The organism is Lagierella massiliensis (assembly GCF_001407835.1).
In the GTDB taxonomy this organism is placed as follows: domain Bacteria; phylum Bacillota; class Clostridia; order Tissierellales; family Peptoniphilaceae; genus Mediannikoviicoccus; species Mediannikoviicoccus massiliensis.
In genome coordinates this window covers 100,975-112,924 of sequence record NZ_CYUO01000004.1, presented here as the reverse complement: position 1 = coordinate 112,924, position 11,950 = coordinate 100,975, and the positions used below count along the sequence as shown (strand labels likewise).

General features: G+C 32.8%; 13 protein-coding genes. 6 read left to right on the top strand and 7 right to left on the bottom strand.

Annotated elements, in window-relative coordinates; translation table 11 throughout:
- Window positions 1–4: 4 nt before the first annotated feature.
- From BN2746_RS00550 to BN2746_RS00520, 6 genes are all read right to left on the bottom strand, one after another.
- Entirely contained in the window at window positions 5–1,477 is a 1,473-nt protein-coding gene (locus tag BN2746_RS00550) for a glycine betaine uptake BCCT transporter (protein WP_055077920.1), read from the bottom strand.
- A 60-nt stretch (window positions 1,478–1,537) separates the two neighbouring features.
- Entirely contained in the window at window positions 1,538–2,845 is a 1,308-nt protein-coding gene (locus BN2746_RS00540; protein WP_082420158.1) for a glycine/betaine/sarcosine/D-proline family reductase selenoprotein B, read from the bottom strand.
- A gap of 8 nt (window positions 2,846–2,853) precedes the next feature.
- Window positions 2,854–4,182, bottom strand: coding sequence for a glycine/sarcosine/betaine reductase component B subunit (locus BN2746_RS00535; protein ID WP_055077917.1), 1,329 nt, complete (start codon window positions 4,180–4,182; stop codon window positions 2,854–2,856).
- A gap of 252 nt (window positions 4,183–4,434) precedes the next feature.
- Window positions 4,435–5,100: a TetR/AcrR family transcriptional regulator gene (locus tag BN2746_RS00530; RefSeq protein WP_082420157.1), complete on the bottom strand. Its 666-nt coding sequence runs from the start codon at window positions 5,098–5,100 to the stop codon at window positions 4,435–4,437.
- Between the two features lie 74 nt (window positions 5,101–5,174).
- On the bottom strand, window positions 5,175–5,690 hold the full coding sequence (locus BN2746_RS00525) for a GNAT family N-acetyltransferase (protein WP_055077915.1): 516 nt from the start codon (window positions 5,688–5,690) through the stop codon (window positions 5,175–5,177).
- Window positions 5,691–5,736: 46 nt separating this feature from the next.
- Entirely contained in the window at window positions 5,737–6,096 is a 360-nt protein-coding gene (locus tag BN2746_RS00520; RefSeq protein WP_055077914.1) for a hypothetical protein, read from the bottom strand.
- A 268-nt stretch (window positions 6,097–6,364) separates the two neighbouring features.
- On the opposite strand from BN2746_RS00520, the gene BN2746_RS00515 reads away from it, so the two are divergent.
- From BN2746_RS00515 to BN2746_RS00490, 6 genes are all read left to right on the top strand, one after another.
- Window positions 6,365–6,832: a DUF2975 domain-containing protein gene (locus BN2746_RS00515; RefSeq protein WP_055077913.1), complete on the top strand. Its 468-nt coding sequence runs from the start codon at window positions 6,365–6,367 to the stop codon at window positions 6,830–6,832.
- Between the two features lie 8 nt (window positions 6,833–6,840).
- On the top strand, window positions 6,841–7,044 hold the full coding sequence (locus BN2746_RS00510) for a helix-turn-helix domain-containing protein (protein WP_055077912.1): 204 nt from the start codon (window positions 6,841–6,843) through the stop codon (window positions 7,042–7,044).
- A 1-nt stretch (window position 7,045) separates the two neighbouring features.
- Entirely contained in the window at window positions 7,046–8,689 is a 1,644-nt protein-coding gene (locus BN2746_RS00505; RefSeq protein ID WP_055077911.1) for a DUF4153 domain-containing protein, read from the top strand.
- A 62-nt stretch (window positions 8,690–8,751) separates the two neighbouring features.
- Window positions 8,752–10,230, top strand: coding sequence for a DUF1846 domain-containing protein (locus BN2746_RS00500; protein ID WP_055077910.1), 1,479 nt, complete (start codon window positions 8,752–8,754; stop codon window positions 10,228–10,230).
- A gap of 53 nt (window positions 10,231–10,283) precedes the next feature.
- Window positions 10,284–10,772, top strand: a complete 489-nt coding sequence (locus BN2746_RS00495) for an LURP-one-related/scramblase family protein (RefSeq protein ID WP_055077909.1) — start codon at window positions 10,284–10,286, stop codon at window positions 10,770–10,772.
- Window positions 10,773–10,923: 151 nt separating this feature from the next.
- On the top strand, window positions 10,924–11,625 hold the full coding sequence (locus tag BN2746_RS00490; protein WP_055077908.1) for an MgtC/SapB family protein: 702 nt from the start codon (window positions 10,924–10,926) through the stop codon (window positions 11,623–11,625).
- Window positions 11,626–11,682: 57 nt separating this feature from the next.
- Here the strand turns inward: BN2746_RS00490 and BN2746_RS00485 are convergent, their stop codons facing one another.
- Window positions 11,683–11,868, bottom strand: a complete 186-nt coding sequence (locus tag BN2746_RS00485; RefSeq protein WP_055077907.1) for a hypothetical protein — start codon at window positions 11,866–11,868, stop codon at window positions 11,683–11,685.
- Between the last annotated feature and the right edge of the window lie 82 nt (window positions 11,869–11,950).

Genomic DNA, 11,950 nt, shown 5'->3' with positions numbered 1-11,950 from the left:
ATTATTATTTTTTCTCTTGTCGAAGCACTTTCATAAAGGATACCATTACAAGTATCATTATGATTGCAAATGGAAATGCTACTGTTATTGAAGCTGTTTGTAACATTTGAAGTCCGCCTGCAAGTAACAATGCATATGCAAGTGCGGATTGTATAACTCCCCAAAGTATCTTGGTTTTATTTGATGGGTTTAAATCTCCATTTTCGCTTAACATTCCCAATACGAATGTAGCTGAATTTGCACTTGTTATAAAGAATGTATACAACAATACTATTGAGATAATTGACATCAATATTCCAAGTGGAAGCTGTTTAAAGACTACAAATAGTGCTGTCTCTGTCGATTTAACTGCCTTTGCAGCAATTTCTGTGCCTTGTGAAATGGCAGTTGTACCAAATATGGCAAACCACACAAAGGATCCAAGTGCTGGAATTGTAGTAACACCTGTAACAAACTCTCTTATAGTTCTACCTTTAGAAATTCTTGCAATAAAAATTCCTACAAATGGTGCCCATGCAATCCACCATGCCCAGTAGAATATTCTCCATCCATTAATCCACGTATTATCCCCAAACGGATCTATCTTCAAGCTCTCTCTTACTACTCCTGAAATATAATTTCCCATAGTGTTTACAAGTGAATTAAGTATTTGAATCTTTGGACCTATGATAAATAATAATAACATAAGTCCTCCTGCAACTATTATATTGAGATTTGAAACTTTAGATATACCTTTTTCTATTCCTGCAACTGCTGTCCACACGAATATAATTGTAAGTAAAACTATAGTTATTAGAGCAAAAAGATTGTTGTTTGGAATTCCAAATAGGAAGTTTAATCCAGAGTTTATTTGTAATACTCCAAGTCCTAAAGAAGTTGCTACTCCTGCTACTGTTGCAAATATTGCAAGTATGTCAATTATATGTCCCATTGGACCCTTTGCTTTTTCCTCTCCTATAAGCGGGATAAGAAGCGACGAAATAAGTCCAGGTTTGTCTTTCCTAAACTGCATATATGCAAGTGGTAGTGCTATTATTGTATAGCTTGCCCATGGGTGAATACCCCAGTGCATAAACGAAGAAAAAAGTGCAAAGTTTGCAGCTTCTGGACTGCCTGGTACTATTCCTTCAATTGGTTTCATAAAGTGGGAAATTGGTTCTGAAACTCCATAGAATACAAGTCCTATTCCCATACCTGCTGAAAATAGCATTGCAAACCAAGTTATGTTTGAATATTCTGGTTTATCCCCGTCTTTCCCCAATACAACCTTACCATATTTGCTGAATGCAATTCCGAAGACGAACAAAACAAAGGCAAACATGGAAAGAAGATAAAACCATCCAAACTTTGTTGTCAAAAAATCAAGAACTGAAGCTCCTACTTTACCAAACTGATTTGGGAATACGATTCCAAAAAATGCTATAAGAGCTACTATGACTAAGGATATATAAAATACTTTATTTTTATTCTTTTTCATTTTTATCTCTCTTTCTATTTTATATATGAGGACAAGGTGCTAATAAAGCACCTATCCCTCTTAAACTGCAAATACTGTTTGTTCCTTAACATCTTCAGTTAATGCATCCAATGCACGTCTAACTAATTTGTATCTCAATTTGTATTGATCTTCTCTTGATGTTGAAGGATCTCCAAATGGATATGGAATTGAGATGGTAGGTACGATTTTGTTTGCTCCTACTGTCTTAGCTACTGGCACTAAATTACATAACATAACTACAGGAAATCCTGCTTTTTCAAATTCTTTTACCATTGTTGCACCGCAACGTGTACAAGTACCTCAGGTTGATACCATTAGAATTGCATCTACGTTATCTTCTTTCATTAGAGGAATCATCTCTTTTGCCATTCTGCTGGCTTCTCCTTCAGTAGTTCCTGTACCAACTGTTGAATAGAAGTATGGATGTAATGAGCCGTAAACTTTGTCTCTTAACATATCTTTCATAACGTCAACTGGCATAATTACGTCTGGATCTGCGTCAGCTGCCGCTGGGTCAAAACCTGCATGGGTTGTTTTAAATACTCCTGCTTTTAAATCATCAATTTCAGAAATATCATAACGTCCCCATCTTGTTGCAGAGGCAGATTGAATTCTGTCAGGATTGTCTATTGGAATTATTCCTCCAGTAGTTGTAAGAGCAATTCTCGCTTTTGATAAATCCTTTATCGGTATGGCAATTGGAACTCTTTCTTTCATTTCGATTGGAAGTTCTGTTTGGAAAGCTTCTCCATTAATTTTCTTAATCAACATTTGAACTCCACGTTCTGCTGCTGTTACTGGTTCTTCAAGCCATACTTGATGTCTAACCTTGTGTCTAAAGAATCCTTCTTCTTTATAACCTCCAACTTTTTCTCCCTTAAGCAATTTATTTGCATAGTTAGTCATTGCTTTAACATCTTTTCTCATACTTCCTGCAGAGTTTCCTCCTGGAAAGATTACCAATGTGTTTCTAAACATTTCAACTCCAGGATTTTCTTCATGCATTGAAGTTATAGCTGGTTTTTTAAGCTCTTCTTCAACTGCTTTACATACTCCACCACAAGCAAAACCATATCTTCCTGCTTGAAAAGCTGGTCCTGCAACTAACATGTCAAAATCCAAATCTTTTATCAATTCGATGATTTCTTTAAATGCTTTTTCTTTATTTTCTGCAACGTAGTTATCACCACAAATGATAGTATGTGTTATTTCTGCATCTTCTAAATTTTTATTAAAAGCAAGACCTGGACCAACTGCTCCTTCAACAAGCTTTGGAGCTACTGAAGCTGTATCTTCTCCTCCAAGTCCACCAAAAAATTGATTTATATAGTGTATTACTTTTTTCATCTCTTCACCTAAAATCCTTTCATGGTCTTTGGTGACCAACCTGCAATTTGATCGCCACAGAACATAGCATTGTTTTCCATTATTATAGAACCATTTTCTCTAACTGAAGGTCCCAACTTTTCGTCATCTGCCCAACCACCAGAAAGTCCGTCTCTTCCTAAAGATTCAAGCTCTCCAAAAACTTCATCTGCAGCTTCAAGTTCGATAAGTTCAGAGACATTTCCTGTGGAAACAAGAGCATCCGCTTTTTCATCAAGCACTACTAAAGGTTGAGAAGCTCCGTCTCTACCTGTAGCCTCATTGGAAATACCAACGGTCTTAACTGAAACATCTTCAAGTCCAGCTATTACTCTTACATAATCTGTATCTGGATTACCGTAACCTTCTTCTGTAACGATTGCCGCGTCAACTCCAAGGGCTTCCGCTAAGTTAGATACAAATATTGCTGATCTTTCTTTCTGTTCCAAGGATACATTTAAATTTGACATAATTACACCAATGAAGTTTATCGTTTTCCCATGTTCTTTATAAAGCTCTTTTATAATAGGGAAATTTTGCATATCATATGTTGCCCATTTAGAAGAAGATGGCATAAATGATCCTGATATGATTGCACCATCAAGTACTTCATTTGGATTCATATATGTTGGAACAAAGTGATTTAAATCCCATCCATAAAGTAAATCATTATAACCCATTGCTTCCATTTGAGATTGAGGTTGCATTACAAGTGCCACTCTTGGAAGTGAATCAGTCTTTTCATCTTTACATGCAAGACCTTCAAATACATATTCTTCTACATCTTCTGGAGTCTTGTCTACAACTGTCTTTCCTAAATATTCTGCAAGTTTGTGGGTTGCAAGTCTTATAGCTCGATTCTTTTTTTGTTGTTCATGTCTTTCAAAGTCTTCATTAGTATCTGCTATGATACATATGTTAATAAGATTTCCAAAGTAGGTATACTTTTGTCCTTCTCCAAACATATCTACAAGTCCATCACCAAAACTTCCCATGTGCATTCCGACACCCATGACAGAAACTCCCTTAAGTGCATGAAGAACTCCTTCCCCTGCTTTTTCAACTTTTCCAGTTACTCCAGGAAATACTGAACGTCCATCAAGTCTTACCCTTGGTTCAGCAGCTTCTTTAATCGGAACTATTCTAATTCTCTCTCCAGGTCTTGCAATTTTAATTTCTACTTCTGTTATGCATTCATCTTCTCTGATGAAATTTTCCGCTTCCTCTTTGTTAATTGAGAGGATACCGTTTTCAAACTTGGTCTCATCACCAAACACAACATCCTTTACATGGAAGTTGCCTATTTCAAGTTTTTTCATTAGAAACCTCCTCTTTATTTTACGACTTCGCCATCAGCGATTAATATATAATCATGATTATGATATTAATATACCATTGTTCTAATCAAAATGCAATAGCGATTATAAAATAATCACGTTTATTTTTTAATGCTGTAATATATTACATTGATAAATAAAGGTTTTCCTGTTATGTAAAGTATTAAAAGAATTTTTTATTCTATAATTATGGCAAAGAAAAAACCCAGAGTAGTTCTCTGAGTTCTATAAATTCTATTTTTTTGGTATTAAAAAATCCAAATATTTTTTAAATTTTTCTAAGTTTTCTTCTCCTATCTCCTCATTTTTTTCTACTTCGTCCAATAGACTTTTAAATAAGCGTATCACCATGGAGTCTACGAGTTTACCCTCTTCTTCATTCATAAGTCCACCTTTTATAATGTCTTTCATTAAAACCATGGATCTTGATGACAGGTCTCCTTGTCTAAGCATATTTTCAATAACTTCTCTTTGTGTATTTATCTCTCCAGGTATTGACTCTGGAAATAGTTCATAATACTCTTTTAAAACTGGTTCTATATCTTCATAAATCTGTTTAAAGAAAATTATTCTAAAATAAGTTGGATATTTAAAAGCTTGTAGGGCAAATACTTCCCATACATATTTGTACTTGCTGATAGGGTCTTTAAATTCCTCATGGGTATATGATAATGTCTCTAAGTATTTTTGCATATATGACATTACTGAAAAGAACTTTAGCTCATCTAAGTTCTTAAAATAATTATATATAGTTGCACTATTATATCCTGCTTTGTCTGCAACTTTTCTAATTGTCACATTATCTATACCCTCGTTGTCGATAATATCTGTAGTTGCATCTATGAAAATCTGATACATTCTTCTCTTTTGTATCATTCTATTGCTGAGTTGTTTAGTCAATTTCTCACATCCTTATTTTATTAATTATATCATTAAATTTAAAATGAAAGAATAAGGATGTACTTTTTTATTAATTAAAGGTAAAGCGCCATGAGTATGGCATCACCATAATTTCCGTTTTGGTCTTTAAAGTAATCTTCATAATATCCAATCCTATCAAATCCAAATCTCTCATAGAGTCCAATGGCAGCTTTATTGTCCGCCCTTACGTCTAAATCCACGATTTCAATATATGGATTTTCCACGCAGTAGTCTAACATGGCTGTTATCATCTGTCTTCCAATTCCCATATTCCAATAATCTTTTAGTACAAAAATTCCCAATGTTACTCTATGTCCTGATTTTGAATTTATATCATTTCCCTGTAATGTACCAACTGAAACTATTTTCCCATCTAAAACTCCAACTAACATAAGTCCCGTCTTTGAATGGTTATAACCTTCGATTAAAAACTTTTCTTCTGTAACTGTATAGTTTTTCAAATTACTCATGGTTACTATTAAATTATCTGATTCTGTTACTGCTTTTTTTATGCAGTCTAAAATTTCCTGTGCTTGTTGTGGCTTTGCCTTTTCTATAATAAGATTCATTTTATCACCTATGTAAAAGAATATAATAAAAGGACTCTACTTGCAATTAAAAATAGAATCCCTCCGCTTGATATCTTAAGTTGTATAGAAAAGATAGAAGCCCTTCTTCGTTTTCAAATTCTTCTTTAAGTTTTTTTAAATCCTGTAGTCTAAGTCTCTTATCAAGAAGTGCCAATGCAATTTTGCATGGATTTTTTGAGTTAATGGCCATTTCTATATCAAGATTCGAAGCCACTTCAAAGTCTTTTTTTAATTCTCTAAAATCAAATCTATTGCCGTTTTTACTACATTCTTTTATAAACTCACTGTAGAGTATCTCCTCTCCATCTACGGTTAAAAAGATTTTTTCTTCCGGATTAAAGTTTACTCTACCCTTCAAACTGTCACATATAAAATCGTTATTCAATTTATCACCTCTTCAATATAATATTTCCAAAAATACTGCTATTACTGCAAAAAATATCATTATTTCGCTAACCAGCTTAAAGGTCTTCATCTTCCTTACCTCCTTTTATATATTATTACCTTTATGTGTAAAAGTACTTTGAAAGAATTGTAAAAAGTATGTAAGATTTTAATTGACCTTTATCTACTGCGATATTTTATCCTTTTTCGGCAACTTTTTATTGACTTACGATAAATTTTTGTTATAATTTAATAAAAGGGAGGTTCTTATGAAAAAACTTTACTGTAGATCTTTACAACTGATATCTATTATTTTAATAATTTTTATAGCATTTTCTCTTTTAGAGCTTTTGCCCGCAGGAATTGACTTGGTTTTTAAAAATAGTTATAGAGGTAAACTTATTTGGAACATAGTTGCATGGATTGAACTCATGCCAATCCTCTACTGTGGATATATGTGTATATGTATTTATGAAAATATTCATAATGGAAAAGTCTTTACTTCGGAAAACCTTAATAAATTAAAAATCATAAGGCTTACAATAATTGTCAATATTTTTATTGTTCTTATATGTAACCTGCTTGCTGGAGTGCTTTCGTTACAAAATATGTATTTGTTGATTATTAATATAACTTTTTTGCTTATTTTAGCAATGTCTTATGCTGCCCTGTCACTTATTTGCATCTTGATGTATGACGCTGTTAATCTTCAAGACGACAGTGACTTAACTATTTAGGTGATACTATGATTAGAGTAAATATTGATGTGATGCTTGCGAAGAGAAAGATGTCTGTGACTGAACTTTCTGAAAAGGTGGGTATAACCATGGCAAATATATCCATTTTGAAAAATGACAAGGCAAAAGCAGTTCGCTTTGATACCTTAAGTAAAATCTGTGAAGCTTTAGACTGTCAGCCTGGAGATATTTTAGAATATGTGGAGGACTAATATGAAAAATTTTTTAAAGAAAAATTTTATGAATTTTGAGAATACTCTTTTACGATTCCCTGTGTCAACTTTTATGGGACTTGTAATCGGTGTGCTAATTTGTTTAGTGATGGATGACTACTCATTTTCACAAAAACTAATCGGATATGTTACGACATCCTTAGTCGGACTATTTGTGTTTATTTTTATCGAAATTTTAAATGGAAAATTTAACAAAAAACCAACCGAACTTTCTGGAATGTTAAGTTATATTCCGGGAATTGTCATAGTATTTTTGACATACCAGTTTATGGGAAGGACTTGGGATTTTGAATTTTCCAAAAACTATATTTACTTTTTTGGACTATGTTTTTTCTTTATCTCACTTAGTCTGATTGCTGAAAAGTATAACAACCCTAAAAACCATGAGTTTTATGTGTATAGAATTATCCGTTCACTTTTTATTTCAACACTACTTTCTATTGTAGTTTGGCTTGGAGTGTCACTAATAATATTTTCTATATTCATGCTATTTGGATTAAGGGGAATGGACGAATACATTTTAAAGGCCATGGCGCTAACACTTGGCACTTTGAACTTGTGGATGTTTTTAAACAATTTCCCAAGTGAGTCAAATGAAGATTTATGGGAAGAGCCAAGTTTTGGACTTAAGATTTTAAATAATATTTTAATTCCAATCGAAATTATCTTTAGCTTTGTTCTTATAGCATACTTTATAAAGATTATTTCTCAAGGTGTTATGCCCCTTAGAATTGTATGCTACTTGGCTTTGGTATATGGAATACTCGCCTTCTTTATAATATTTTTCAGCCCGGAAAGACGAAAGAATTCAAATAAACTTATAAGATTTTATTTACCTGTTACTTCTCTTGTATTTTTAGGGCTAATGTACTACACCATGGGTCATAGAATAGCTCACTTCGGTCTTACAGAAAACAGATATTATGTTATAGTTATCGGAATATACCTAACTTTGTTTATGGTTTATAACATGATTTTTAATAGAAAAAGTAATGTGATTTCTATTGCTGTACTTTCTATATTTATACTAATAACCACCCTTGGACCAATAAATAGCTACAACATGGCTTTAAATAGTCAAGCTAAGCGTTTTGATAAAATTCTTAAAGATAACAATATTTCTTTAGATAAGAGTGATGTTGATGTTTCTAAGCTTAGTAAGGCAGATAAAAATAATTTGTCTTCAATTTTGAATTATTTTAAGCATAGGGATGAGCTTGGTAGGTTACAAGAGAATAGGAAGATAGATCTTACTAAACTTCAAAGAGAAGTTGGCGAAAAAATAATTATGGAAAATTATCAAATTTATCACTATTCAAGACTTGACTCCATGGATATATCTTCTTTCAAGGAGATGAAGAGGGTTTCAAGTGATGCCGTAAGTGAATTTAAGGTAGATGTTCAAGATGAAAAGGTCATTTTTAGTTTTAACGGCGAGGAACTATCATATGACATTGATGAACTTTCAAAAATACTTGAAAAATTAAGTGGAGAAAAACCATTTGAAATAGATTTTGTTCAAAATGAAAACGTAAAAGTTTTTCTAACAGAACTTAATGTCCCTTATAATGCCGAATCTGAAGATTATGGATTAGGATATTTTGAAGGCTATATCTTCAAATAACAATGGTACAATTTAGCGTTTTGTAGTAAACTTAATATGTATTTTGAATATTAGGGGGACATATGAACATCGGTTTTGATAAGGATAAATATATTGAGTTACAATCGAAAAATATTAGAAAGAGGATAGAGCAGTTTGATAACAAGCTTTACCTTGAATTTGGTGGAAAGCTATTTGATGACTACCACGCCTCCAGAGTTTTGCCTGGATTTGAACCAGATATAAAACTTAGACTCCTCATGGAACTTTCTAAAGAAATTGAGATAATCATAACCATTAATGCTAAGGATATTGAAAAGAATAAGGTTCGAGGTGACCTTGGTATCACATATGATATTGAACTACTGCGCCTTATTGACTGCTTTGAAAAATATGGACTGTACGTTGGTTCAGTTGTTATTACCCAATACACTGGACAACCAGGAGCGGACCTTTTTAAAGAACGCCTTACAAATCTTGGCATAGATGTATACACTCACTATATTATAGAAGACTATCCTTCCGATATTACAAATATTGTGAGCGAAAAGGGATTTGGAAAAAACGAATATATAAAGACAACAAAGCCTTTAATCGTTGTAACTGCACCAGGGCCTGGAAGTGGAAAGATGGCAACCTGTCTTTCACAACTCTACCATGATCAAAAAAGAGGTATTAGGGCGGGATATGCAAAGTTTGAAACCTTTCCAATATGGAATCTTTCACTAAAACATCCAATCAACTTGGCATATGAAGCGGCAACTGCAGACCTTAACGATATAAATATGATTGATCCCTATCACCTTGAACACTACGGCGAAACAGTGGTGTCATACAATAGAGACGTTGAAATATTCCCAGTATTAAAGGCCATGTTTGAAATGATATACGGAAGTTCTCCATACTATTCCCCTACTGACATGGGCGTGAATATGGCAGGATTTTGCATATCAGATGACGAGGCTTGTAAAGAAGCTTCAAAACAGGAGATTATCAGAAGATACTATGAAGCTTTAAATGAATATGCTAAGGGTAGAATAAATCATTCTGTGGTCTATCGAACCGAACTTTTAATGAAACAGCTAAAGCTTACCCCTGAAGACAGACCTGTTGTTACAGCGGCAATGAAAAGAGCTTCTGAAACAGGATTTGCTGCCGCTGCAATGGAACTTTCTGACGGCCATATAATTACAGGAAAGACTTCTGATTTGCTCGGTCCTTCTGCAGCACTTATATTAAATGCACTAAAGTATCTTGCAGAAATTGACGATCCAGTGCATCTTATATCGCCTGAAGCAATTGAACCAATCCAAAAGCTGAAAATAGATTATCTTGGAAGCAAAAATCCAAGACTTCACATAGACGAAACACTAATAGCACTTTCTATATCAGCAGCAAATGATAAAAAAGCACAACTTGCTCTGGACCAAATACCTAAGCTGAAAAATGCTCAAGTTCACATATCTGCGATGCTTGGTTCAGTGGATAAGAAGCTATTCAAAAAACTTGGAATCCAAGCAACCTGTGAATCAGTATTTGAAAATAATCCTATATATATTTAAAGTCGAAGTTAATTCTTCGGCTTTTTTTGGGTAAAAATAAGCAGGAGGATATTATGAAAAAGCTTTACTTAGAGCAAAAGATATTTAAAATAGAAGATCACTATGAAATCTTTGATGAAAATGAAAGTCCTGTTTATAATGTTGATGAAGAATTTCGATTTTTAAAAAAATATTTTGAAATTACCAATAATAAAACCGGCGAAGTTACGACAATAGAAAAACAAATTAGTTTCTTCCTTCCAGAGTATAACGTAACTTTTCCAAATAAAAAGAAGATTACCTTACAAAAACAATTGGCATTTTTCAAAAAATCAATATATGTGTTACCTTGTTCTGAAAATATTAGAATTGAAGGAGATGTTTTCTTCCTCGATTTTCAAATTCTAAAAGACGAAGAGCTAATTGGATATATTGAAAAAGGATTTTTTAGACTTAGAGACTGTTACACCTTAAATATAGTCAATGAAGAATTTGAAGAACTAATTGTCGCAACTATGATTGCTGTAGATAATATAAAGGATTTAGAACAGGCAAATCAATAAAACTATGTGACTAAAGTAAACAAGAGAATTTATACTCAAGTTAGATATTTTCTATATCTCTTTTTATAAAATCATAGGGTTTTACTAAATATTATACAATTTAGCCTTTAACTTGTGATACTATTATAATATAAAACAAAGGAGGATAAAAATGGATGTAGTACTAACCCCAACAGAAATTATTTTAAGACTTTTAATATGTTCACTAATAGGATTTATAGTTGGACTTGATAGAGAAAAACACTCATCAGCTGGAGTAAGAACTCATATGATACTTGCAGTTGGTGTCTGTGTAATAACTTTGGTTCAAGTAGATATGACAGAAGAGGCCATTAGGTGGAACATGAAAAATCCTGAATATATTGGTGTAATCGGTGCAGATACTGCAAGACTTACTGCCCAAATCATATCAGGTATCGGCTTTTTAGGATCCGGTCTTATTTTAGTTAGAAATAAAATAACAGTCGATGGAATGACATCTGCAGTTTCACTGTGGTCAGTTGCAAGTATATGTATAGCCGTAGGATATGGCGAATATGTGGTATCTCTACTTGGAAGTGGATTTTTAATCCTTATACTAACAGTGTTGAATCATAAAAAACTAAATAGAGGAATAATGAGACTAAAGATTAGTTTCAAGGGAAAGAAAATTAATAGAAATAATCTGGAAACTTTTTTAAAGGAATACCACAGTGAAATAAAAAATTATACTATGGAAAATATCATGAATAATGGTACTAACGAATATAGATATGTATTTGAAATAGAGTATCGTGGATTCGTAGATAAAATGAAATTTATAGATAGCTATATTGAAAAAAATAAAGACGTAAATTATATTGAGTTAAATTAAAAAATATATAAGTAAAGCACCTGGCGTTATGACCTGGTGCTTTTTAATAATCAATATTTAAGGAATAAAAATTCCTATACTTGATGCAAAACCTATAAGACCTATCCCCAACAGTATTAAGTTCAATAGAAATATTATATTGTCCTCAGGGGTTTTCATATCCCTATTTTTAAATAAGTGAGATCCTCCAAGGCCTATGGCTATTAGGGAATAAATAAGTATAAATACTACTAAAATTTCCATATTGTCCTCCGTTTTTAATATCTACTGCCTATAATCCTATTGTAATACCTTTCTACTATGAACTTTTTTGGGTATCCTAATA

Coding starts and splice junctions, on each gene's coding strand:
- BN2746_RS00490 (WP_055077908.1), top strand. CDS start 10,924: ATGGATGTAGTACTAACCCCAACAGAAATTATTTTAAGACTTTTAATA.
- BN2746_RS00500 (WP_055077910.1), top strand. CDS start 8,752: ATGAACATCGGTTTTGATAAGGATAAATATATTGAGTTACAATCGAAA.
- BN2746_RS00550 (WP_055077920.1), bottom strand. CDS start 1,477: ATGAAAAAGAATAAAAATAAAGTATTTTATATATCCTTAGTCATAGTA.
- BN2746_RS00495 (WP_055077909.1), top strand. CDS start 10,284: ATGAAAAAGCTTTACTTAGAGCAAAAGATATTTAAAATAGAAGATCAC.
- BN2746_RS00510 (WP_055077912.1), top strand. CDS start 6,841: ATGATTAGAGTAAATATTGATGTGATGCTTGCGAAGAGAAAGATGTCT.
- BN2746_RS00525 (WP_055077915.1), bottom strand. CDS start 5,690: ATGAATCTTATTATAGAAAAGGCAAAGCCACAACAAGCACAGGAAATT.
- BN2746_RS00485 (WP_055077907.1), bottom strand. CDS start 11,868: ATGGAAATTTTAGTAGTATTTATACTTATTTATTCCCTAATAGCCATA.
- BN2746_RS00505 (WP_055077911.1), top strand. CDS start 7,046: ATGAAAAATTTTTTAAAGAAAAATTTTATGAATTTTGAGAATACTCTT.
- BN2746_RS00515 (WP_055077913.1), top strand. CDS start 6,365: ATGAAAAAACTTTACTGTAGATCTTTACAACTGATATCTATTATTTTA.
- BN2746_RS00535 (WP_055077917.1), bottom strand. CDS start 4,182: ATGAAAAAACTTGAAATAGGCAACTTCCATGTAAAGGATGTTGTGTTT.